Below are 26,850 nucleotides of genomic sequence, written 5' to 3'. Positions count from 1 at the left end.
CAACTTCACCTGTTACAGTTGTACTATCAAATGGATCTCCATCAGTTCCATCTGCTAATAATACTTGTTCTTTATTAACATCATCTTCAAAACTTATATCATTAATAATTGAATTTCCTGTATTTTCTATAACTACATTATAGACCATTTCTCCATTTGGATAATAAGTTGTAGATTCTGCTGTTTTTGTTATTTCTATTGAATTTGCTTCTGGTTCTGTAATTATTTCATTACTATCTGTTGTTGTACCATCTAGCGTGTAGTTTGCTGTATTTTTTATTTGCCCAACGACATTTTCATTTACAGTTCCTTTTATTTGGAAAGTTATTTTCTCACCTTTTTTAATATCAAAGGTAGTTGAAGTAACTTTTCCTATTGCATTTACTGAAACATTTGGATGAGTTGTTGTTATAGTTGTTTCTCCTGAAACAACTTCACCTGTTACAGTTGAACTATCAAATGGATCTCCATCAGTTCCATCTGCTAATAAAACTTGTTCTTTATTAACATCATCTTCAAAACTTATATCATTAATAATTGAATTTCCTGTATTTTCTATAACTACATTATAGACCATTTCTCCATTTGGATAATAAGTTGTAGATTCTGCTGTTTTTGTTATTTCTATTGAATTTGCTTCTGGTTCTGTAATTATTTCATTACTATCTGTTGTTGTACCATCTAGCGTGTAGTTTGCTGTATTTTTTATTTGCCCAACGACATTTTCATTTACAGTTCCTTTTATTTGGAAAGTTATTTTCTCACCTTTCTTAATATCAAAGGTAGTTGAAGTAACTTTTCCTGTTGTATTATCTGCTGAAATAGTTGGATTACTTCCTGTTAAAGTTGTGTCTCCTGTAACAACTTCACCTGTTACAGTTGAACTATCAAATGGATCTCCATTATTTCCATCTGCTAATAAAACTTGTTCTTTATTAACATCATCTTCAAAACTTATATCATTAATAATTGAATTTCCTGTGTTTTCGATTACTACATTATAGACCATTTCACCATTTGGATAGTAAGTTGCAGATTCTGCTGTTTTTGTTATTTCTATTTTATTATCCTCTGGATCAGTTGTTACTTCATTACTATCTGTTGTTGCACCATCTAGCGTGTAGTTTGCTGTATTTTTTATATCTCCCACAACATTTTCATTTACAGTTCCTTTTATTTGGAAAGTTATTTTCTCACCTTTCTTAATATCAAAGGTAGTTGAAGTAATTTTTCCTGTTGTATTTGTTGAAATAGTTGGATTACTTCCTGTTAAAGTTGTGTCTCCTGTAACAACTTCACCTGTTACAGTTGAATTATCAAATGGATCTCCATTATTTCCATCTGCTAATAATACTTGTTCTTTATTAACATCATCTACAAAACTTATATCATTAATAATTGAATTTCCTGTATTTTCTATAACTACATTATAGACCATTTCTCCATTTGGATAATAAGTTGTAGATTCTGCTGTTTTTGTTATTTCTATTGAATTTGCTTCTGGTTCTGTAATTATTTCATTACTATCTGTTGTTGTACCATCTAGCGTGTAGTTTGCTGTATTTTTTATTTGCCCAACGACATTTTCATTTACAGTTACTTTTATTTGGAAAGTTATTTTCTCACCTTTCTTAATATCAAAGGTAGTTGAAGTAACTTTTCCTGTTGTATTATCTGCTGAAATAGTTGGATTACTTCCTGTTAAAGTTGTGTCTCCTGTAACAACTTCACCAGTTACAATTGCACTATTAAATGGATCTCCATTATTTCCATCTGCTAATAATACTTGTTCTTTATTAACATCATCTACAAAACTTATATCATTAATAATTGAATTTCCTGTATTTTCTATAACTACATTATAGACCATTTCTCCATTTGGATAATAAGTTGTAGATTCTGCTGTTTTTGTTATTTCTATTTTATTGTCCTCTGGTTCTGTAATTATTTCATTACTATCTGTTGTTGTACCATTTAGTGTGTAGTTTGCTGTATTTTTTATTTGCCCAACGACATTTTCATTTACAGTTACTTTTATTTGGAAAGTTATCTTTTCACCTGCTTTAATATCAAAGAGGGTATCTGAAGTAACTTTTCCTGTTGTATTATCCACTGAAATAGTTGGAACACTTCCTGTTAAAGTTGTGTCTCCTGCAACAACTTCACCTGTTACAGTTGTACTGTCAAATTGGTCGCCATTATTTCCATCTGCTAATAATACTTGTTCTTTATTAACATCATCTTCAAAACTTATATCATTAATAATTGAATTTCCTGTATTTTCTATAACTACATTATATACCATTTCTCCATTTGGATAGTAAGTTGTAGAATCTGCTGTTTTTGTTATTTCTATTACATTTTCCTCTGGAGTAAATTTAATTGTATTACTATAATTTTCACTTCCACTATTTAAAGTATAAGTTGATCTGTTTTCTATTTCTCCAACTGCATTTTCATTTACCTTTGCTGTAACTATAAATGAATACTTATCCTTTGGAGCAAGATTTCCTGTTGAATTTAAATTATTTCCTGACTCTATTGTATTAGTTATTAAACTATTTTCATTAGTTGGAGTATCAGACTCTTCTATTGTCCAACTGCTAAAGGCAACTCCATCACTTCCATCTGCTAGTTCTACTTTCATAGATTTTAAATAGTTATTTATATCTATATTTTGAGCAAATGTATCTTCAGAGTTCTCTATAAATATTTTAAATACCACATCTTCCCCTGGTATATAACTTGACTCATCTAAATCAAATATCCCTGTATCTGGATTTTTAATCCTTTCTTTTACAGATAACTCTTCATTTTTTTGTGTGGCTAAAACTTCATTTGAAGTTTTACTAGAAGTTGTACCATTTGAATCTTTATATTTAGAATCAAGCTTAATTTCTCCAATGATATTATCATTAACAACTCCTTCTATTTTGAAAATAATATTTTCACCTGGAGCAATGTCCATAGTTGCATCTAGATTATGAGCACTTGAATCAAATGTTACATTATCCCCAGATTCTAAAGCAATAATTATAGTGCTTTCATCAAATACTAATTGTGAAGTTCCATCTGAAGATAGAGCTGTAATTTCATTAATTACATTTGTTAAATTTACATTATCATCCCAACCTTCACCTATATTTGATAGTGTTACTTCATAATATAATTTTTCACCTGGTATATAGTTAGTTGGATTTTGTGAATAACTACTTCCATCTATTGATATTTTAGTTACTATATCCAACTCAGGAAGAACTGTTTCTAAAATCACTGGAGCTTTTAATGGATTTCCATCATATGTTACTATTGGATCATTTTTTATTTCTCCAAGTATATTATCATTTACAGTTCCTGTTAATTTTATTACTATACTTTCTCCTGGAGCTATATCAAAATCCCCTTCATATCCATTGGTTGTAGTTCCTGTTCCTATAGATGCACTGTTAGTTCCATGAGTTACAATTACATTATCTATAGAATTGAAGACTAAACCATCTCCACCTCCTGATGTTTCACCTGTCATAGTACTTAATAAATCTTCAACATTTACATTTTGTGCATATCCATCTCCAGTATTTTTAATTGTCAAAGTGTAAGTTACTTGCTCTCCTGGAGTGTAATTAGCTACATCTGCTGTATTTGTAATTTCCACTTCTCCTGGAGTTGGATTTATTGTAGCTGATATATTTGTTCCTGTTGCTGTTTCAGAATTTATTTTATAAGTTGCTGTATTTTTTATAGCTTCAACTGCCTGTATACTAGCTTTACCTGTTAAAATAAAGGAACATGAAGAATTTCCTCCTAATTTTATACTTGTATCTAAATCTCCACTTATTGTCTTAGATGAAGATATTGCACTTGTTGAATCAGATGGATAATATACAGTTCCGCTTTCAGTTTTTAAAACAAATTTATATCCTGATTGGAAAGCATCTACCTCATTTCCTCCTGGCCCTGCAACTTTTATATTAGAAACTATATCTTCAATATAGACAATTCCAGGTCCTTCACCTGTATTATCAAATGTCAATTTATAAGAAATATCTCCATCTGGAGTATAAGAAACATCACTAACACTTGAATCTATTCCTGCTATTTTATCACCAACTATATTTGATGGCTTTGATTCTGTTGTTACATTATCAGTTTTCCCTGTTTCAATAGTTGGATTACCATCCCCTGTAACTGTAACTTTATTTGTAATAGTACCTAAAGCATAGGCTGTTGTTTTTCCAGAAATATAAAACTCTACAGTTGAATTAGGAGCTATATCCACTGTTGAATTTATTAAAGAAGATCCTGAAATATCACCCATAATATAAGTTTTACCATCATCAGTTCCATTTGTTATGGAAGTTCCATTATAAATTTTTGTAGTAACTGTTACCTCTCCATCTTCAAAGGCTTTATCATTATAGCTTGTTGCTAAATCATAAATTTTATCGATTATCTTTAAATCATTAGCATATCCATCCCCTGTATTTTCCACTACAAGTTTATAATAAAGTGTTTCTTCTGGAGAAAAATATTCTTTTTCTGAAATTTCATTTTTTGAAGAATCAGTAAATGATTTATAATATGTTATTTTAGGATCATAAGGTTCTAATTTTTCACTTTCTGCTGTTGTGTTATTATAAGTTACTATATTTTCAGCTATTTCCCCAATAACATTATCTTTTAATTTTCCTGTCACTTTTATTGTTACTACCTCTGGATCATTTTCTTTTCCTGGAGCCATATCCATTACTGTTATTAATCCGTATTTTCTAATATAACTATCCCCAGAATCTAAAATCTCAAAGGTATAACTTTCAAAGGCTGTTGATGTACTCTCACTACCAGCTATTTCAGAAGTAATTTCATCAATATTTTCTGTTAATCTTAAATTGTTTTTATGTCCATATCCTGTGTTTGTAATTGTTATTAAATATTCAATTGTATCCCCTGGATTATAATTGATAGGATCTGTCCCATCTGAAATACTTGTATCTCCTACCTTTATAACCTTTTTTTCAACAGATATATTTGATGATTTTTCTTTTAATGTTACACTTTTAGATTCATTTTCAAATTCTGCTGTATTTTTAACATTCCCAATTACATTAGCTTTTATTGTACCTTTTATTTCAAATGTAACTGTTGCTCCTGGAGCAATTATTAATACATCATTTATATCAACATCTGTTTTAGTTAATTCTGACTCAAAACTTCCTATTTTTGTTATATTATCTGTACCACTGTTGCTTTTGCTAGCTGTTACTGTAAAATTACTGAAACTAAATCCTTCTGGAGTTGTTCCATTGGTACCATCCTCTTCAATAGAAGATGTTATTTTACTTATTTCATCTTTGATTGTTCCAGAGATTATTCCGTCTCCTGTATTTTCAACTGAAACTTTATAAATAACAGTATCCCCTGGAGCATATTTACTTTTAGCAGTAACCCCATCAGATTCATAAGCTTTTTTAGTTAATACAGCTTTTCCTTCTAAAGATTCTGAAGTTTCTGAACTGTAATCTTTTCCGTCAACTGTTACTGTATTTTTAATATCCCCTATAGCCCCTTCACTTACATGGGCCAAAACATATACAGCTATACTACCTTTAGAAGGAATATCCATTTCCCATTCTAAAGAAGTACTACCTAGGGCTTCAGTTCCACTATTTAAATTAATAACAGATTGATTTTCATTTCCTGTTTTTTCATAACTTAAAATTTCCCATTCTGAAAAAGCAGCTATTTCTTCAGTAGTTCCATCATCCTTATATGCTGTTGTTTTTATATTTGACAGGGCATCTGAAATAACTATGTCATTTGCTATTCCACTTCCTATATTATTTATAGAAATTTTATATTTTATCCAACCATCTGGAACATATCCCCCTGTTACTGTTGTTATTTTATCACTTTTATAATATGAATCAATTTCTTTAGTAACAGTTAGGTTATCTGATAAACTACTTATATCTGTAGAAACTGTATCTCCATCAACAATTACCTTATTAATAGCCGTTCCCACTGCCAATTCATTTACCACCCCTGTAATTTTATAGATTAAAGTAGAATTAACAGGAATACAAATTTCAGTGCTAAGGTCATTTGAATCTAAATAGGTACCAACCTCTATAAGATCTCCATTATCTCCTAATGTTTCTGTTGTTATTGTCCAACCATCTGGAAATAAATCTCCTGTTGTTCCATTTGATAAATCAACTTTTAAATCAGAAATAATATCTTTTATAGAAATATTTGATGCATTACCATTACTATTATTTCCTATTGTTGTTTTTAGAGTTATTTCTTCCCCTGCTACATAATCTCCTTCTTCAACTGTTGTTGTTGTCACTAAGTTATGTCTATAGGGTTCTGTTACTAAGCCGTTAAAATTAATTGTTCCAGCTATATCCTGCCTTATAACACCTGTAGCTTCATATCTAACAATATCCTCTGGAGATACATCTATAATTTGATCTATATTTTCATTATCTGACACTGAACTAGTTACAGTTCCACTGGAATTAGGATCATCATCTAAAACATCATTTATATATCTTTTTACTGTAAATTGTGGGTCTCCAGTACCTGTTGAAAATGGATTTCCTGTAGTTCCATCTAATAATTCAACTTGAATATTTTTTATATCTTCATTTACATGATAATCGTTTAAATACCCATCAACTCCCGTAGCTATAAATGTGTATGTTATTTCATCACCTGGTGTATACTTAGATTCACTTACTTTTCTTGTGTAAGAGCCACTGTTACTTCCATCTATTTCATGTGAAGCAATTACCATCTCTGCCCCACTTGAATCTTCCACAACTGCTTCATTTTTTATTTCATCTGAAAGTATATTATCCTTTAACACTCCTCTAAATTTATAAGTATATGCTTTAGGTGTAATTAAGTTCCCTGATTCAACTACTCCTGGTGATAAAGTTGGTTCATCCTCATAATCTGAATTAACATCTGTTATTTCTACTTCAGTTCCATCATTTACTGAAACAAATAACTTTTTAAAAGGAGACCCTGTTGTATCTGTTGTTGTTCCACCTTTATCATTTGCTAAATTAGTATCAATTTCAGAAAATTTATCTATAAATTTATAGTCTAAATCTCCAAAATTAAGAACTTCAGATGTTGTATTATAAAGTGTAACTGTATAATTTATTTCTCCCCCTGGAGCATAGGAATATTCCTCTGCTTCCTTTGTAATATAGAATCCTAAATCTGTAATTTCCATTAATTTAACTGAAGATTCATAAAGGTTCCCCCTTTGAGTATCTTCCACTGTTCCCACATTTAAAATAAAATTATTTGTAAGGTCAGACTTTGCTATTCCTACTATTTTGTATTGAACAGTTTCTCCTGGAGCTATATCAGCTGTTGCACTTATATCATTATTATCTAAAACGTCACCATTAACATCTGCATTAGTTCCAATAAAAGTATCAGGAACTATTTTTTTTATAGTCCATGAACTAAAGTTAGTTGATAATGTGTCTGATACAATAGCATTATTGGCATAACCTTCCCCAGTATTTTCAATTGTTAAAAAATATGTGATTTCTCCACCTGGCAAATAAGTCATATTTGAAGTGGACTTTGTTATTTTTAAAGCTGGAAGTTCTTTACTTGTTGTAGAAGATAAATTTATAGTAGACATATCATTTCCATCTTTATCCTTTGGAGTTACTGTTGCAGTATTTACTATCTCTTCATATGGAATTATATTATTGCTTGGGTCTCTTTTTACCTTTGCTGTAATAGTATATTTAACATTACCTCCTGCTGTAATATCTACAGTGTCATTAATACCTGAGGTATAGGTCCCACCACTAGTTATTTTAGTATCATCATCTGAAGTAGTAGCTATTATATTAAAACTTTCAAATAAATTTGATATTTCATCTCCATTTAAAGCTGTAGTTGAGATGTCACTTAATAGATCTGTTATTTGAACATCCTTAGCAAATCCTGCATTTTCATCATTTGAAACTGTTAATGTATAAGTTATATCAAATGAATTTGATAAATCATCAGTTGATTTAGGATAACTTGGATAATCACTTGTAAGTGTGGTAGTTATATCTGGATCTATTGGAAAACATCCTTTGTCTGAGTAAAGCTTATCATCAATACTAGCTGTATTTACTATTTTTCCAAAAACTGTTCCACTAACAGTAGCTTTTATTGTATAAACTAACTTAGTTCTTGCTCCTATTTGAGCTATAACATCTAAATCTGTGTCTACTAATGATTCTGAAGTTATTCCAGAATCTCCACTTGGAGTTCCTCCAGTGGCAGCATCTAAAGATTCAAATTCTGAAGTTATTGACCAAGATTTAAATGCATTATTTGAGCCATTTCCTTCTTCATCCATAATACTGCTTAATAAATCTTTAACTTTTACATCTGTATCATAACCATTTCCTTTATTTTCAATGATTATTTGATAAGTTAATATAGAATTTGGACTATATTCTGTTTCATTAACTGTTTTACTTATAGCTAGTTGAGATGGATAAGACTTTATTCCATTTCCACTTTCAACAACATTATCTGATGCGCTACCATCTAAAATTGTTCCAACTGAAGTATCTGAAACTTTAGCTACTAACTCATATGTTATTTCTTCCCCTGGAGCCATATCAACATTTATATCTATATCACTTGTTGTTGATGTTCCTGAAATTGTAGTTCCAACCTTTGTTCCATCATTTGAACTTGTTGGAGATACCACATTTAAAGTCCAACTACTAAAAGCTGGGCCTTGTGTTCCATCAGCTTGGGTAGTTAAAATATCACTTATATTATCTGTAATATTATAGTTATTTACAAATTTATCACTATCATTATTTTTTACTGTAATTGTATAAGTAACATCTTGCCCTGGTTCGTACTCAGTTACTGAAACTGTTTTTTCTATAGTTACATCTGAAGTATTTAACTCTTCTGGAGATACTTTAATTGTTTCGCTTGTTTTATCATCTGTTCCATTGCTAATAGTTGCAACATTTTCTATTTCACCAATGGCAGATTTATTTGTTATTCCTTTAATATTATAAGTTAAGCTTTCCCCTGGAGCTATATATATATTATCATCTAAACTTAATGAACTTTGAGAATTTCCAACTGTATACTTAGATCCTGAATTGCTGCCTTTGCTAATAAGGGTAATAGTTCCTGAATCAAATGCACTTCCTGAAGTTATATCACTTGAATCAGCTATAGAACCTGTACTATCATTTGCTAATGTTGTGTTTACTGCACTTAAATCATCTAATAAATTATATCCATAGGCATATCCTTCACCACTATTAGTTACAGTGATGTTATATTCTATTTCATTACCTGGTAAATATTTTTCTTTATTTGTTGTTGTTTTTGTTATAGATACATTTGGAGATTTAGATTTTATTCCATTTCCACTTTCAACAACATTATTTGAGGCGCTATTATCTAAAATTGTTCCAACTGAAGTATCTGAAACTTTAGCTACTAACTCATATGTTATTTCTTCCCCTGGAGCCATATCAACATTTATATCTATATCACTTGTTGTTGATGTTCCTGAAATTGCAGTTCCAACCTTTGTTCCATCATTTGAAGTTGTTGGAGACACTACATTTAAAGTCCAACTACTAAAAGCCTGTCCATTTGTTCCATCAGCTTGAGTAGTTAAAATATCACTTATATTATCTGTAATATTATAGTTATTTACAAATTTATCACTATCATTATTTTTTACTGTAATTGTATAAGTAACATCTTGCCCTGGTTCGTACTCAGTTACTGCAACTGTTTTTTCTATAGTTACATCTGAAGTATTTAACTCTTCTGGAGATACTTTAATTGTTTCACTTGTTTTAGTATCTGTTCCATTGCTAATAGTTGCAACATTTTCTATTTCACCAATGGCAGATTTATTTGTTGTTCTTTTAATGTTATAAGTTAAGCTTTCCCCTGGAGCTATATATATATTATCGTCTAAACTTAATGAATTTTGAGAAGTTCCAACTGTATACTTAGATCCTGAATTGCTGCCTTTGCTAACAAGGGTAATAGTTCCTGAATCAAATGCACTTCCTGAAGTTATATCACTTGAATCAGCTATAGAACCTGTACTATCATTTGCTAATGCTGTCTTTACTTCACTTAAATCATCTAATAAATTATATCCATAGGCATATCCTTCACCACTATTAGTTACAGTGATATTATATTCTATTTCATCACCTGGTAAATAGTTACCTATATTTGTTGTTGATTTTGTGATAGATACATTTGAAGATGCTGGAGTCAACGTTGAATCAGCTGTTTTATATAATACACCTGAATCATTTGATAATTCTCCATAACTTACTATATTATCTGTAAAGGCATCTTTTATCTTTCCTTTTATTTTTAATTTTATATATCCATTTTCTTCAGCTGTTGTAACAGACCTATCATCTGTAACTTCTGGAGTATACCCTAATGTAATTCCTGAAATTTCCAAATCACTTCCCTCAGTTAATGCCCCTGATACATCTATTGAAGTTCCTTCACCTTTACTTTCCAACACTTCAATTGAAATATCTTCTATTCCACTTGAATTAAAAAAAGTGTCCTTTAAAGTTAAATTTTCTTGCTTTGTGCTCGTGGTATTTTTCAGTTCTAAAGTATATTCCACATAATTCCCATTCACATAATTAGTTGTTTTAGTACTTCTATTTAAAGTAGCAACACCATTAGTAGCAAAAATATTTAAGCCAACCAATAAAAATAAACCTAAACTAAGAATTTTTTTTACTAACCTTTTACTGATTTTTGTATTGATAACCATTCCCCCCTTGTTTTATGTTGTACAATTTGTAATCTTTACTATTTTGGAGCGAGTTTTATTATACAACATTATTGTATATAAATCAAAGGATTTCTGACTTTTAAAGAAATAAAATATATAATGATTCTAGAAAAAATATTTTTTAAAATAATGAATGGATATATTTTTCTGCTTTTCTCTATACAATAAAATAAACCTTTTGCAAAAAAAAATGAGACAAATGCAAAATCCCTTACAATTAAGTTGTAACACTAAAAGAAAGGATATGATGCTTTATCTCATAATTATTCTATATATTTTTGCTAAATTCAAAAGATAATAATATTGTTTAGTAGTTAAATTATTACATTTTCTTAAGTTTAGCTTATTTATAGTGTAAAGGTTTGCTTTTTCCCGATGCTTTTTTGAAGATGTTTGTAGTAGAAGAAACTAAGTATAAGTTGAAATAAAGTTCCTATAGGTGTTCCAAGACCAATTAAAAATATTGAAACTGGGGAAACTGTTGAAAATAAATATGAAAGGGGAATTCTAACAAGCAGAGCTCCCATTAAACCTGATATCATTGTAAATTTAGTTTTCCCATAACCATTAAAGTATCCAATTGAAGTAAATAGGAATACAGTGAAGAATATATCAAAACAATATGATTTTAAATATTCAAAGGCAGGTACAAGTATTTCTTCATTTTTAGAGAATACACCTAGCATTTCCTTTCCAAATAATAGGGAAACAATTATCATGGAAAAAGCTGCAACCATGGAAATATATATGGCAGTTATCAGCCCCTTTTTAGCTCTTTCATGTTTTCTTGCTCCAACATTTTGAGCTACAAAGGTAGCCATTGTTTGACCAAAGGCAAGGGGTACCAGCATTAAAAATCCTATAAGTCTTTCAGTTACACCAACACCAGCTGATACAATTACACCAAATCTATTAACTATTCCTAGTATAAAAGTAAAGGATAGGGAAACTAAAAATGCATTAACTGCAACAGGAAGTCCTATTGTAATTGTGGACTTTGTATATTTTTTGTTGTAGCATATATAACCCATTGAAAATTTAAAGTTTCTTTTCATTCTTACAATAATAATTAAAGAAAAAACTACAGATGCAAATTGAGCAATTACAGTGGCAAGGGCAGCTCCAAATGCTCCCATATGAGAGTTTCTAACAAAGATTAAATCTAGAACAATATTTATAATAGTTGCAAGAATAACAGTATACAGTGGTGTTTTAGAATCTCCAAGCCCTCTAAATATTGAACCTAAAATATTATATGCCACAAGGAAACAAGATCCATAACCTAAAGTTGAAATATAGCTTGAGGTTTTATGAAAGGCTTCAGGTGGTGCGTTAATTAATGACGCAAAAAAATCTCCATTTAAACCAATAATAAGTGTTAAAAGTACACCTATTATCATAAATATATAAATTCCAGCTCCTATTATTTTTCCTATGTCTTTATTTTCCTTAGCACCTATTTTGTGAGCAATTAAAATAGTTGTACCTGTGGCTAAACCAGCTATTAGATTAATAAAAGCTGACATAAACTGTGCTCCAGTACTTACAGCAGACACATCTCCAGGTGAGGCAAAGTTACCAACTATAAGTAAATCCACAGCTCCATATAAAATTTGTAAAATTAAAGTTGCAAGTATTGGCAGTGTGAACCTAATTAATTTTTTTGAAATGCTTCCTTCTGTGAAATTGTAATCCATTTATCTCTCCTTAGCTTCTATTTATTATATCTCATTATACCTAAATTAGTATACTTAAAATTGACTTATAAGTCAATACTTATTTGTAATGTTTACAAAAAATAATATATGTGAGATAATAGGCAGTATAAAAGAATGGAGGATGAAATGAAAGAAAAATTAAAAAACTTATTACAGGTATTAAATAAAGGTTTAGTTGGAAAGGAAGAGGTGCTTAAAATATCTCTACTAACTATGTTAGCAGGGGAGAACATAATCCTTATTGGACCACCAGGAACTGCCAAAAGTGAAGTGGGAAGAAGAATGTCTAAAATTTTAAAGGAAGAGGACTATTTTGAATATTTATTAACAAAATTTTCAACTCCTGAGGAAATATTTGGGCCCCTATCAATAGAGGATTTAAAAAAGGGTAATTATATAAGGAAGATTCAAGGATATTTACCAAGTTCCAAGGTAGCCTTTTTAGATGAAATATTCAAGGCTAACTCTTCAATATTCAAGGCTAACTCTTCAATATTAAATTCCCTTCTTACAATATTAAATGAAAAAATATTTCATAATGGAAATAGGAAAATAAAAACCCCCCTTGCTTTTTTAATAGGAGCTTCAAATGAATTGCCCCTAGAAGAATCTCAACTTTCAGCTCTATATGATAGATTCTTAATAAGAATGTATGTGGACTATGTGGAAGACACTGATATTATATCTTTATTAGAATCAGACAGTGAAAATTTTCAAGTTCCAATTGATTTGAAAATAGATGTTAATGTACTTACTTCAATTAAAGAAGAAATAAAAAAAGTATACATTCCAAGGGAAATATTAGTTGCAATTGGAGACATAAGAAAAGAAATAAACAATAATGAAGATGAGCTTGAAAGTTTAAAAATATCTGATAGAAGACTGAAAAAAATGGTGAAAATATTAAAGGTATCAGCTTATACAAATGACAGATTATCAGTTGATGTAAGTGACATGTACATATTAATACATATGTTGTGGAATGATCCTAGGGACAAGGAAGTATTAATTGAAAAAATAAATGCAATTGTTGGGAAAATAGATATTGACACTGTGGAAAAAACAAATTATAGAAAAGAAATATCAAATGAAATATGGGAAAAATTGGGAATTCAAAGTGATGAAATATTGAAAATTCCAATAACTAAAAAAGATCAATTTGAAATATTAAAAAATAACATATGGCTGTAGGTGATAGTATGACTCCCTTTGATAAAATAAGAGAATATATAGATGTGGATTTTAGAGAAAAAGTTCTTCCTATTCCAGGGAGTATAGTATATTTTGAAAAATATGGACAGTGTATAGGCTCTGGAGTTATAGGTACTAAAAATAATATAATACTTTTGCACTATAAAAATAAAACAAAGTCCCAAATTCTTTCCTTTGAATATGATGATATATTAGATGAAAAGGATATGAGAATATACATGTCAGCTAACAGGGATGGGGTTATTGGAAGTGATAATCTAGCCAAAGGTGCTGAAAAACATATTTTTGATATTGACCTATATAACTATAATTTTAAAAATTCCCATGAATTTGTACAAAAAGTTTTAGCCTATGTGGATAGTAGTGGAGATAAAAAAATTAATTTAATGGATGTGCCTTTGAAATATAATGTTGTTATTGAATATGAAGATGAAGAGGTATACAGGGAATTTGTAATAAAAAATGAATATTTAATTGAAAAGGAAGATATATTTTTAAATAATTTAAGAAAAGAGGCAAGGGACAAATTAGGAGTGACTAAATGGCTGCTTTGGGACTATAAAAATAAGTTCAAAATGATTCCTGAACCAAATATAAACTTGGATTTAAAGGAATATTCCAATATGCAATTAAATGAAAACACCCTTCAAAGTATTAGAATACAAAGGGAAGTTATAATGTCTTACTTAAATGAAATTAGAGATGAATCCATTCCTGAAGTTGTGCTAATAAAGGCAGATTCAATACTAGCTTCCTTTGATATGATAGAAGAGGAATATGATGAGCTTCAAGAGGTAGGGGAAGATCTAGGAACAAGCTTTAGTTCAAATGATTCTAAAAGACTTAACCTTTTGAATTTAGAAGCTGTTGTATATGAAATGAAGCACAATGAAGAATTAAAAAATATGATAGAAAAACTAGGAAGAGAATTTATAAGTAAGGAAGAGACAACAAATACCCTTGAAAAAGTTAAGGTTTATGACTTAAATGACGAGGTATATGGAATAGAAAAAAATGATAATATTACAAGGGTTCTTCCAAATGAAGTTGTTAACTTAGTGGATGAGGATTTGGAATATTTATTTTACGCTAAATATTTTGAAAAAAGTTTGTTAAGCTATGAAATTTCAGGGGATGATGAAAAAAGAAAAAAATCTCCAAAAATAGAAAATGGACCAGTTATAATGCTTCTTGATACTTCTGGAAGTATGTTTGGGAAAAGTATGAGAAAGGCAAAGGCTTTGGCCCTAGCCACTATAGATTATTTAAAGGAAGAAAATAGAAACCTTTATATATTAATATTTGGTGGAAAAGGGGAAGTAAAGGAAAAGGAACATAAATGTGGAGATGACATAAAGAAAACCTTGAAATTTTTAAATGAGGGATTTGGAGTGAGCACAGATTTTGAAGAACCTTTAAAAAGAAGTATTGAAATATTAGAAGAATCAGGTAAGTATAAAAAGGCAGATATATTTATGGTTTCTGATGGAGCTTGTGTTATAGATGAAGATTGTAAGGAATATATACAAAGCAAGAAGGAAGCTTTACAGTTTAATATTTACACAGTTATCACAGTACCTGGAAATTATAGTGAAGATGGTTTTAGTGATGAAGTTGTAAGAATATAGGAAGGAAAGTGAGAAGATATGGTTTCTGGTGGATTTTTAAATAGTAAAGAAAGAATAGCTATGGAAACAGAACTTGAAAATAAGAGACTTAAAAAAAATGTAGTATTTAATATGGAATTATTTAAAGAATGTGCAGATAAGGAAAGTTTAGAGAAAATAGTTGTTGAACTTTTCAAATGTGAATTAACAAGAAAATTTGCTGAAAATATCTTCATAGAGGAAGGGGCTCTAGCCTTTAATGAATTAAATTCTGAAGTTTTAGAAAAGATCTATTTAATCTTAGAAGATAACAATTTCAACTGTTTAAAGAGATAAAAAATAATTTGACTTATTAACAATCGTGGGGTATGATTAGGTTATGAAATAAAAAATAATACCTCAGTGCCAAAGGGCCAGTTATACTGAAATAAGTGTAGCTGGCTTTTTGTATATAAATATCAGTGACAATTAATAAGCATATAACCTATACAATTTATTATCGTTAATATTTGTATAGATTAAATAAATTAAATGGAGATGATTTTTATGAATGATTTAAGAAATACGGAAAAATTATTAAAAAGTTCTTTGAAGGGTAGAGTTAAATTAACTCTAAGTGCAGTTGTTTCCTTTTTGATAATAGGAACAGCAGCTTTTGGTGCTGGAGTAACTGATGCAGATTATACTGGAGTTACAGGATTAATAGATGTAGCTGCTGAAGTAGCAGTGGATATAAACGCTAATGGAGCAGCAATCAATGCAAATACAGCGGCAATAACAGCAGAAACTGGGTTAATAACAGCAAATACAGCTGAAATAACAGCAAATACTGGATTAATAACAGCAAACACAGGATTAATAACAGCAAACACAGGATTAATTACAACAAATTCAACAAATATAGGAACTAATACAACAGATATAGGAACTAATACAACAGATATAGGAACTAATGCAACAGACATAGCAAATAATACAACAGATATAGGAAATAATGCAGCAGACATAGGAACTAATACAACAGATATAGGAAATAATGCAACAGACATAGCAAATAATGCAACAGATATAGGAACTAATGCAACAGACATAGCAAATAATACAACAGATATAGGAAATAATACAGCAGATATAGGAAATAATGCAGCAGATATAGGAAATAATACAACAGATATAGGAAATAATGCAACAGACATAGCAAATAATACAACAGATATAGGAAATAATGCAACAGACATAGCAACTAATACAACAGGTATAGCAGCAAATACATCAGGTGTAGCAGCCAATGGCACAGCAATAGCAACAAATCAAACTAATATATCAACAAATACAGGAGCAATAGCAACAAATGCAACAGCAATAACAACAGAAACAAATGACAGAATAGCAGCAGATGCAGTTCAAGATACAGCAATAGGAGCAAATACAACAGGTGTAGCAACAAATGCATCAGGTATAACTTCTCTAGGAAATCAACTTAATAATCTTGATGAAAAATTAAATCAAGGAATGTCTTTACTTGCAGCAATGGATGCAATAGACTTTAAAAATGTTGAAGAGGGAGAAATGGCCTTTGGTGTTGGTACTGGATACTATGGAAATAGTCAAGCAGTAGCAGTTGGGGTTGCTTATGCACCTACAGAAAATTTAAATGTAAATGCTAAATATTCTTTAACTACAGGATCTGGAAATGATTATGCAGCTGGAGTTGGTGCAGTTTACAAATTTAAATTAGGAAATTAAAATAAAATTAAGTAATATTGATTCCCCTGGTAGACTAGGGGAATCTTTTTATTTTATACCTTATTTAAAAATATAAAATCATAAATTTAAACATTAAATTTGAGAAAAATATGTTAAATATGATAAGTAAAAAAGGTAAGATTGCTTGTTAATTTTACTTTTTTTTATTTAAATGTTATAATAGAGCGATGGATGATATATTAAAACAAAAAAAGGAGAGGGTTGTGGATCAGTTAAATTATTTTAGTGTGGAAAATTTATATTCCTTTGGGAAGAAAGTTGAGTTTTCCATGGAGAGCACAAAGGAAAAAGGATTAAGGGGAAATTTAATAGAAATCAATGGGAAGTTAAATCTTTCTCCAGTAGCTGTTCTGTACGGGGCAAATGCCTCAGGAAAAACTAATCTAATAAAGTCAATAAATATGTTGAAGAAGCTAATAATAACTTCAGCTACCTTTCAGGTGGGAGATGAATTTCCTTTACTTCCATTTAAGTTACTAGGAGATAAGGCAACAACTTTTAAAATTGTATTTTTATCTTCAGGAATTAAATATTTATATTATTTAAAGTTAAACAAGGAAAGAGTTTTAACAGAATACCTTTATGAATCACCAAAGGGAAGACAGGCTAAAATTTTTCATAGAACCTTTAGCGTTGAAAAAAATAAGTATGAATATGAGTACAGCAAGGAAAAAAAGGGATTATTTTCTTCAATAGAGGGAAAATGTTTAAAGAACAGATTGTTTTTTTCTGTGCTTGCCCAGTGGACAGATATATCTAGGGTAATAGGTCCCTATATGTTTTTTAAAAAGAACCTATGCACAAATGGAAACAGGGGAAGCCAACTTGAGGATCTTTCTTCACCTGCTAAGTTAATAGAAAACAATAAAGAAATTAAAAATCTATTTTTAGGAATATTTGAAGAAATAAATCCTGGAATAGTTGATATTGTTTCCAAGGGAGAAAAAAATAAAATATTATTAGAGGAACTTTCTCTAGATATCCCAAGGGAACTAAAAATATATATGAAGCAAAAGGAAAGTAACTTACTTAAACTAAAAACTGTTTATTCCAATGGAATGACATTAGATTTTGTAGAGGAGTCCCACGGGGTTCAAAAAATAGTTAAAATTTTGATCCCAATAATAAAAATTTTAAAAGATGGAGGTGTTTTATTATTAGATGAATTAGAAACTACATTATACCCAATTATAGGGGAAAAGATACTTAGCTTGTTTTTAAATAGGAAAATCAATAGTAAGGGAGCTCAAATAATTTTTTCAACTCAGGATATTAATTTGCTGAATTTTAATATTTTAAGAAAAGATCAGATATGGTTTTTAGAAAGAACAAGGGAAACAGAATTTATGTCAACACTCTATTCTCTAGGAAGTATTAAGGGAATTAGAAAGGATGAAAATATTAGAAAAAATTATATTAATGGTAAATATAGCCGAGTTCCTAGTTTCAGTAACAACTCTTTAGAATCTTTCTTTTATTAAATGAAACCAAAAGGAGTAATAATTATGAACATAGCTATTTTAGGAACAGGAAACGTAGGAAACACATTGGCAGCAGACTTAACACTTAAGGGAAACAAGGTTAACCTTGTTAAAACTTCAGGAAATCCAATACACAATGAAAACTTTAGTAAAATTTTAAAAACAAGAGAAATAAAAATGATAACAGAAACTGGAAAAGAAAAAATAGCCCTAATTAATTTAGTAACAAAGGATATTGAAGCGGGAATTAAAGATGTGGATATTATTATTATAACTATTCAAACAATATATCACGAAGAACTAATAAAGAAGTTAGTTCCATTTTTAAAGGATCAAACAATAATGATGTTACCAGGGTATTTATCAACATATTTATTTAAAAAATACATGGGAGAAAATTTTAATAAATGTACCTTTGTAGAATGTGAAAGTTCAACAATTGATTGTAGAATAGTTTCCCCAGGAGTTGTACGTGTTTTATTTGAAAATGTTAGAAATCCAATAGCAGTTTTTCCAAGTGATAGAACTGAAAAAATATCAGAACAATTAAAAGGCTTCGGTTACAATTATTTCTGTAGAGAAAATATTATAGAAACAGCCTTGCATAATCCAAACTTAATAGTTCATACAATAGGAGGACTTATGTCCATCCCTAGAATAGAATATTCAAAGGGAGAGTATTCAATGTATAGAGAGGTGTTTACCCCAACTGTATGGAAGTTAGTGGAAGGGCTAGATCAAGAAAAAAAGGATATTTTATCTAAAATGAATTTTGCACCTATATCATATTTAGATGCTTGTTGTTTTAGAAATTCAGAAGACTTAAATATTGATTCTAAAGAAATATTCGTAAAATATGCTAATAATTCTTCCCCTGATGGACCTAATATACCAAATTCTAGGTTTATAACAGAGGATGTTCCAGAGGGACTTGTGCTAATGGAGAGTATAGGAAAACTTTTAAAAATAGAAACACCAATAACAACTAGTTTAATTGATTTAGCCAATACTTTTATGGGAAAAGAGTATAGAAAAGTAGGAAGAACTTTAGAAAGATTAGGTGTGGAAGAATTACAAATGTAATAAACTTTAATTGAAATAGGCAGGTACGTACAGTACCTGCCTATTTTTTGTATTTAATTTATATTTAGAATAAGTAAGTTAGGGCAACTCCAACTTTAGTTTCTTTAAAGTCTCCATCTAAACTAGTATAATCATCATCAACAAGATCCACATCATATTTTAGAATTTGATAAGATATTTCACCATTTAATATTAAATTTTCACTAAGTAAATAATTTGCTCCAAGGACAAATTGTTGTCTGTCTCCAGAACTAAGAACTTTATCATCATCAAAGTAGCTTTCTGCTAAGTCTCCTTTAACTTCCATTTTTAAACCATATCTATATTCACCATAAACAGACATTTTTTCATTTTGATATAGATTAGCTGATAATCTAAGTTGTTGTTCTGTCATTTCAGTATCATAGAAATTAGTAAATTCTCTGTATTTCATATAGTATCCAAAAGTAACTGGACCGTATTTATATGCTAATGGCATACCTTCAATTTCATAGTATTCAGGATCGCTTTCTGCACCTTCTACTGATAATTCCAAAGATGTAAGTGTATCATTAATAATACCGTATTTTAAATCTGCCCAACCACATAGAACTCCATCCATTAGAGGATAGTGGTAGTTACCTCTTAATGAGAATACATCTTGTCTCCAAGCATCTCCTACCAATGTAGTAAAGAATTCAAAGTCATTTAAATTATTACCATGGGCCCATTTTGCTCCAATTGAATAATTGTCATAATGTCTCCAAGCTTCAACTTGAAGTTTAGAAGAATAAGAAGAAAAATCATTTGTAATTCCAGAAGGTCCATCAATATCTTCTAATACGTCTCCAAGCCCGTCAATAGAAGTGGAAGTTGCTAATATATTAAAAGTCCATTCAGGTCCATAGGATAATCTAGTTGTAATTCCATATTCCACTCTGTCTAAATCACTGTCAAGTATATTTTCAGTTTCACTAGTGCTGGGTGCAGCTATTCTTGTTGCCATTAACTGATAATAATTATTATTAGTGGTAGCGTCAACATCAGCATCTAAGTTATAGTAATCTACAAAGGCCCCCATAGATTCAACCTTTAATTTTGGTGCCATTTCTATAGCATAACTTCTTTAGCATAAGCTGCAGATGCAGCTACTAAAGCAACAAATAAAAGTGTTAATTTTTTCATAATAATTCCCCCTTTTGAAAATTAAAAACAAACAATTTAACAACAAAGCGTTTATAATTTGAGTATACTCCCTTTTTATAACCTTGTCAATTAACTTGTGGTGGGATATAGTGCTTTTTGTTTGATTGTAGTTAACGAAAATATATGGAAGTCTCTAAAAATGGGAGTTATATAAGACGTAAAAAGTTTAAAAAAAGTTTAAAATTTTTAAAAATAAACTATCTATTCATTTCACAGTCAGAACCATTTTCATGGTCATTTATTATATTTTCCACAAGCTTTAATGAGAAACAAGAAGAATCTCCAAACACTGTATTCTTTAAAGAACCTAGAGCATTTCCAAATTTCAATGATTTTTGAATGTTGTTATATTTTATAAGTCCAAATAGTATTCCAGAAACAAAAGCATCTCCACTTCCAATTCTATCAATTACATCTATATTATTGTAGGGAGCTTCAAAATAATATTCATTATTTTTTTCACTATATATAGTAGAAGTAAAATTATGAGATTTCGGAGAATTAATAGTTCTTTGGCTAGATATAATTAAAGGTATATTATATTCTTTAGAAAAATTTTTCATTATTTTTTTCATTGTACCAACTTGTCCAAACATTTTTCTAAGAGTTTCTTCAGAGGCAAAAAGTATATCAATATATGGAATAATTTTTAAAATTTCTTCCTTTGCATTTTCTTCACTTGCCCAAAGATTTCTTCTAAAATTTATGTCAAATGATATTAAAGCTCCTGATTCTTTAAATTTTTTTATTAAATCTTTAGTTAGTTTTTTAGAGTTTTCACATAATCCAAGGGAAATTCCACTTATATGAAAAATTTTTGTTTGGTTATAAACATTATTATCAATTTCTTTTATGTCGAGGAACTGAAAAGAGGAGTTATGTCTATCATAAACAACATTAGGTTTTCTAGGTGATGATCCATATTCATAGTAATAAATAGCAAGTCGAGAATTTTTAGTGTTATCGTATACAAGATAGTCAGAGTTTACACCATTTATATTCATAGATTTTTCTGCATATATTCCTAAATCATGGCTAGGTATTTTAGAAATAAATGAAGTAGAACACCCAAGGTTTGAAATTCCAGATAGAACATTAAGTTCTGCTCCACCAAGATATCTATTTAATTTTCCTTCTTGTGAAAGAAGTTTACCCTCTTGTGGAGAAAGTCTCATAATTACTTCTCCACAAGATATAACATCAAATTTTCTATTTTTAAAATCAAACATAATATTCTCCTTTTTTATTTTTTTCTAATTTCTTTTATTTTATTTATAAATAATTTAGCAGTTTCTGTAATAGATTCACTGGTACCAGAGGCAAGTTTCCCACCTACTCCAACTGCAGTAACTCCATTATTAAACCATTTATCAATATTCTTTAAGTCAATTCCACCAGTGGGCATAATATTTATTTGTGGTAAAGGAGCTTTTATAGATTTTATAATAGAAGGACCAAAGGCACTTCCAGGGAACAATTTAATAATATCAGAACCATATTGTATTGCTTTTGTCATTTCGTTGATAGTCATACAACCAGGCATATATGGAATTTGATAAGTATTACATAATTTAGCAGTTTCTTCATCAAAAGAAGGAGAAACAATATATTTAGCTCCGGCAAGAATGGCTATTCTTGCTGTGATGGCATCAAGAATTGTTCCAGCTCCTATAATTAATTGATCCTCTGGGAAAGTTTGGGTTAATGTTTTTATAATTTCGGTAGCTCCAGGAACAGTGTAAGTAATTTCTACAGCTAGAATTCCTCCATCTATACAAGCTTTTGATATTCTAATTCCCTCTTCAATACTTTCCCCTCTAATAACAGCTACAATACCAGTATCTATAATTTTGTTAATAGTTTCATGTTTTTTTAACATCTATTTCACCTCATAATTTATTTGTTTATATATTTATAACCTATAATAAAAAGATAAACAAGAATAAAACAAGGTTATAGTTTCATAAGTGAAACTATAACCTTGTAAAAAATTATTTTTCACAGGTATAATAGATGAAACAAATAAACCAGGGTAAAATTTAAAAAAAAAAGTGTATTTAAACTAAAGATTTAATATCCAAATTTTCTAGTTCTAGTGAAATTAATTTAGAATGTTTTCTAAGAGATTCTTTAATGCTTTCCATGATATTTTCATCTGATCTAAAGATAGGGAGACTAATTCCAATTGCTGCTAAAATATTATTATTAATTTTTAGAGGGAAGGCAATACATCTAGCATCAGAAGTTACTTCTCCTATCTCTTCGCTATAGCCTCTTTTTGAGTCATTATCAACAATTTTTAAAAGTTTTTCAACATCGTTAACAGTATTTTCTGTTAAGGGTTTTATTCCATTTTTATATAAAGTTCTAATTTCTTCATGGGAAAAAGATGTTAAAAATACTCTCCCTAAAGCTGTACAGTATAGAGGAAGAGATTTTCCTATACTAGACATTAGTTTAACAGGCTGTTCACAGTCAACCTTTGTAATGTAGACAACTTCGTTATTGTGGCAAATTCCAAGTTGACATATCTCGTTACATTCTTTAACAACAGAAACCATATGTGATTTAATTAAATCAATACCAGTAATATTTTCTAAATATTTTTGTCCAATTTGGAAAGCAGAAACTCCAATTGAATATGTTAAAAAATAAGGATGTTGCTTTATAATTTCTAATTCTATCAAAGTTTTTAAAATTGGAGAAATTGTACTTTTAGGTATATTTAGCATTTTGGAAATATTAGATAAGCTAAATTTTTGAGGATGTTCAGAGATTAAATTTAAAATTGAAATAACTCTTGAAGTTGGTTTATGTAAAGTTTTCATATGAATTTTCTCCTTTTATCTAAAATGGTTATACTAATTTATTTTAGCATATTAATAAAAATAATAACATCACTCAATATAATTTTTTATCTATATAGTGAATAAGTGTATGGTTATAGTGTTAATTGTTTATTATTTAGTTTGAAAAAACAAAAAAAGTTTGACTTATTTTAAAAAAAAGAGTATATTTGTATTGCACTTATAAGCGTACGCTAAACGTAAATACGAACAAACAAAATAAGGGGGGAGTTATGAAAAAAATATTACTTATAGGAATTTTATCATTAATGGGTATTGTTGCAGGGTGTTCAGAAAAAGGTGAGAAGGAAAAAGTTAAAACTAAAGTACTTAAAGTTGCCTTTAATCAATCTGAAAATCATCCTCAATATAAAGCAATGAGGGAATTTAGTGATAGATTAGAAAAAGAAACAAACGGAGCTTACAAATTGGAAATTTCTCCAAATGGATTGTTAGGGGATCAAAGGGCAACTTTAGAACTTGTTCAAAGTGGCGTTATTCAAATGGCTTTAGTTGGAAATCCAGTTGTAGAAAATTTTAACCAAGATTTTGCAGTTATAGGATTACCATACTTATATGACAGCTTAGACCATCAAAAAAAGGTGTTTTTATCTGGTATATTGGATCCTTTGTTTAAATCAGTTTCTAAAAATGGATTTGAAGTTATAGGTGCTTTTACAGCTGGATCTAGATGTGTTTATACTGATAAACCAATTATGAAACCAGAAGATTTAAGTGGATATAAAATTAGAGTAATGCAATCTGATACAATGAAAAAAATGATAGATTTAATGGGTGGTGTTGGAACTCCAATGGGTCAAGGAGAGGTTTATACTGCTATTCAACAAGGAGTTATTGAAGGAGGAGAAAATAATGAAGTTACTTATTCAGATTTAAAACACTATGAAGTTGCTCCGTATTTCTCTTATACAAATCATTTAATGATTCCAGATTTAATTGTAATTAATGAAAAACTATATAATGGAATGTCTCAAGAAAATAGGAAAATTTTTGATAGATTAATGTATGAAACTATAGAAAAAGAATTTTTAGCATGGAATAAAAATGTTGAAAAAGCTAAAGAAATTGCCATTGAGAATGGAGCTACATTTGTAAATATAGATATAAAACCATTTCAAAAAAATATAGAACCACTACAAGAAACTGTTAAAAATCATTCAGATGTGACAAGAAGTATATATAAAAAAGTAAGAGAGTTAGCAAACTAAAAAATAAGGGGTAAAATATGGAAAAAACAAAGTATATTCTTGATAAAATAATAGAAATGTACTGTATTGCTATTATGGGTCTTATGACAATATTAGTCACTTGGCAAGTTTTTATTAGATATATATTTAATAAGCCAAATGCCTATACAGAACAAATATCTCAATATCTTTTTGTATGGTTAGTGTTATATGGCTCTGCATATGTTTTTGGGAAAAGAGAGCATATGCAAATATCTTTTTTAAGGGACAAGTCACCAAAATGGTTGAAAAATAAAATAGATATATTTCAAGAAATTATAATTATGATATTTACATTTACAGTTATGGTTTATGGAGGATATTATTCTTCATTAACTCAAATGAATCAAGTTGATGCAGCTTTACAAATTCCAATTGGAATAATTTATTCTGCAATTCCAATAAGTGGACTATTTGTAATATTTTATAGTGTATATAATATAAGAAAAATTTTATTTTTAAGTAAGAAAGATAAGGGGTAGGTATGGATTTAGGATTACAGATAGGAATAATTATATTTGTATCGTTGGTATTTCTCTTAGGGGTAGGTGTACCAATAAGTGTTAGTATAGGGGTATCATCAACATTGTCAATGTTTTTTATTCTTCCATTTTCTGGAACAATGACAACAGCATCTCAAAGACTTTTTATAGGTACAAATTCATTTTCTTTAATTGCAATTCCATTTTTTATTCTAGCTGGGAATATTATGAATAGAGGTGGTATAGCAATTAGATTAATAAAATGTGCTAAATTAGTTGGTGGGAAATTTTATGGTCCATTGGCTCAAGCTAATATAGTTGCCAATATGCTTTTTGGTGCTATAAGTGGTTCTGGAGTTGCAGCAGCAGCAGTTGGGGGAACAATGGCTCCGTTAGAAGAAAAAGAAGGATATGATAAAAGATTTAGTTCTGCAGTAAATATATGTTCTGCTCCAACTGGAATGCTTATTCCTCCTAGTAACACTTTAATAGTTTATTCAACTGTAGCAGGAAGTGTGTCAATATCAGCTCTTTTTATAGCAGGATATATTCCAGGGATATTGTGGGGTTTAGGGGTAATGATAATCTCTGGAATAATGGCTAAGAAATTAAAATATAAATCAGAAAAAAAGTTAGTTTAAAAGAAGCCTTCAAAATAATATTAAATGCAGTTCCAAGTTTAATGTTAATAGTAATAGTAATCGGTGGTATATTAGAGGGAGTTTTTACAGCAACTGAAGGATCAGCGATAGCTGTAGTTTACTCGCTAGTTCTTTCTTTTATATATAGAGAAATGAGAGTGAGCGAGTTACCTAAAATATTTTTAAATTCAGCTAAAATGACATCAATAGTAATTTTTATGATAGGTGTATCTTCAATAATGTCTTGGGTAATGTCCTTTGCCAATATTCCTCAAAAAATAGCAGATTTATTATTGGGTATTACTGATAACAGAATAATAATACTATTAATTATGAATTTATTATTATTAATAATAGGAACATTTATGGATCCTACTCCAGCAGTATTGATATTTACACCAATATTTTTACCAATAGTGGAACAATTTGGAATGAGTCCAGTACATTTTGGTATAATGCTAGTTTTCAATCTTTGCGTAGGGACAATAACTCCACCAGTTGGACCAATATTATTTACAGGGTGTAAGGTTGGAGATGTGACAATTGAGGAAGTTTTTAAATGGCTATTGCCATTCTTTATAGTAGTAATAATGATACTTATGTTAGTTGTTTTTGTTCCGGAAGTTTCATTGTTTTTACCAAGAACATTTGGACTAATAAAATAAAAAATTAATGGAGGGAAAAATGGAAATACGTTATGCTTCAAGTTTGTTATGACTGAAATAATGG

General features: G+C 29.4%; 14 protein-coding genes and 1 pseudogene. 9 read left to right on the top strand and 6 right to left on the bottom strand.

Annotated features, from left to right (window positions below; genetic code table 11):
* Together GIL12_RS02335 and GIL12_RS02330 are read right to left on the bottom strand one after the other, a co-directional pair.
* Positions 1-10,831: DUF11 domain-containing protein (locus tag GIL12_RS02335; RefSeq protein WP_163468729.1), on the bottom strand; the 10,831-nt coding region annotated here is incomplete at its 3' end.
* 368 nt (positions 10,832-11,199) lie between these two features.
* Positions 11,200-12,549 (bottom strand): MATE family efflux transporter, encoded by a 1,350-nt coding sequence (locus GIL12_RS02330; RefSeq protein WP_163468727.1) that lies wholly within the window; start codon positions 12,547-12,549, stop codon positions 11,200-11,202.
* Positions 12,550-12,696: 147 nt separating this feature from the next.
* Here GIL12_RS02330 and GIL12_RS02325 point away from each other — a divergent pair, with 147 nt between their 5' ends.
* The 6 genes from GIL12_RS02325 (at position 12,697) to GIL12_RS02300 (ending at position 19,720) form a co-directional block, all read left to right on the top strand.
* A complete protein-coding gene (locus GIL12_RS02325) occupies positions 12,697-13,761 on the top strand; it encodes an AAA family ATPase (RefSeq protein WP_163468725.1) in 1,065 nt (354 codons plus the stop codon).
* 8 nt (positions 13,762-13,769) lie between these two features.
* Positions 13,770-15,410, top strand: coding sequence for a VWA domain-containing protein (locus GIL12_RS02320; RefSeq protein WP_163468723.1), 1,641 nt, complete (start codon positions 13,770-13,772; stop codon positions 15,408-15,410).
* A gap of 18 nt (positions 15,411-15,428) precedes the next feature.
* Positions 15,429-15,725, top strand: a complete 297-nt coding sequence (locus GIL12_RS02315; protein WP_163468722.1) for a hypothetical protein — start codon at positions 15,429-15,431, stop codon at positions 15,723-15,725.
* 210 nt (positions 15,726-15,935) lie between these two features.
* Positions 15,936-17,135, top strand: coding sequence for an S-layer family protein (locus tag GIL12_RS02310; protein WP_163468720.1), 1,200 nt, complete (start codon positions 15,936-15,938; stop codon positions 17,133-17,135).
* 224 nt (positions 17,136-17,359) lie between these two features.
* Positions 17,360-18,637, top strand: coding sequence for an ATP/GTP-binding protein (locus GIL12_RS02305; RefSeq protein ID WP_163468718.1), 1,278 nt, complete (start codon positions 17,360-17,362; stop codon positions 18,635-18,637).
* A gap of 24 nt (positions 18,638-18,661) precedes the next feature.
* Complete coding sequence (locus GIL12_RS02300; protein WP_163468716.1) at positions 18,662-19,720, top strand: NAD/NADP octopine/nopaline dehydrogenase family protein; 1,059 nt, start codon at positions 18,662-18,664, stop codon at positions 19,718-19,720.
* A 64-nt stretch (positions 19,721-19,784) separates the two neighbouring features.
* Here GIL12_RS02300 and GIL12_RS02295 read toward each other — a convergent pair whose 3' ends face one another.
* The 4 genes from GIL12_RS02295 to GIL12_RS02280 all read right to left on the bottom strand — a co-directional run bounded on the left by GIL12_RS02295 (position 19,785) and on the right by GIL12_RS02280 (position 23,733).
* Positions 19,785-20,807, bottom strand: a complete 1,023-nt coding sequence (locus tag GIL12_RS02295) for a hypothetical protein (protein ID WP_163468714.1) — start codon at positions 20,805-20,807, stop codon at positions 19,785-19,787.
* Between the two features lie 295 nt (positions 20,808-21,102).
* The gene (locus GIL12_RS02290; protein ID WP_163468712.1) at positions 21,103-22,134 is read right to left on the bottom strand and encodes a sugar kinase; all 1,032 of its coding nucleotides are present in this window, start codon (positions 22,132-22,134) and stop codon (positions 21,103-21,105) included.
* Between the two features lie 14 nt (positions 22,135-22,148).
* Positions 22,149-22,784 (bottom strand): bifunctional 2-keto-4-hydroxyglutarate aldolase/2-keto-3-deoxy-6-phosphogluconate aldolase, encoded by a 636-nt coding sequence (locus tag GIL12_RS02285; RefSeq protein WP_163468710.1) that lies wholly within the window; start codon positions 22,782-22,784, stop codon positions 22,149-22,151.
* A gap of 178 nt (positions 22,785-22,962) precedes the next feature.
* Complete coding sequence (locus GIL12_RS02280) at positions 22,963-23,733, bottom strand: IclR family transcriptional regulator (protein ID WP_163468708.1); 771 nt, start codon at positions 23,731-23,733, stop codon at positions 22,963-22,965.
* 251 nt (positions 23,734-23,984) lie between these two features.
* Here GIL12_RS02280 and GIL12_RS02275 point away from each other — a divergent pair, with 251 nt between their 5' ends.
* The 3 genes and pseudogenes from GIL12_RS02275 (at position 23,985) to GIL12_RS02265 (ending at position 26,786) form a co-directional block, all read left to right on the top strand.
* Positions 23,985-24,980, top strand: a complete 996-nt coding sequence (locus tag GIL12_RS02275) for a TRAP transporter substrate-binding protein (RefSeq protein WP_163468706.1) — start codon at positions 23,985-23,987, stop codon at positions 24,978-24,980.
* A 17-nt stretch (positions 24,981-24,997) separates the two neighbouring features.
* Entirely contained in the window at positions 24,998-25,480 is a 483-nt protein-coding gene (locus GIL12_RS02270) for a TRAP transporter small permease (protein WP_163468704.1), read from the top strand.
* 2 nt (positions 25,481-25,482) lie between these two features.
* Positions 25,483-26,786: pseudogene (locus tag GIL12_RS02265) on the top strand (TRAP transporter large permease).
* The last annotated feature ends 64 nt before the right edge of the window (positions 26,787-26,850 follow it).

The sequence above is a fragment of the Fusobacterium sp. IOR10 genome, from assembly GCF_010367435.1.
In the GTDB taxonomy this organism is placed as follows: domain Bacteria; phylum Fusobacteriota; class Fusobacteriia; order Fusobacteriales; family Fusobacteriaceae; genus Fusobacterium_B.
Note: the sequence above shows the minus strand (reverse complement) of the source record. Positions and strands in the feature narration are given on the sequence as shown.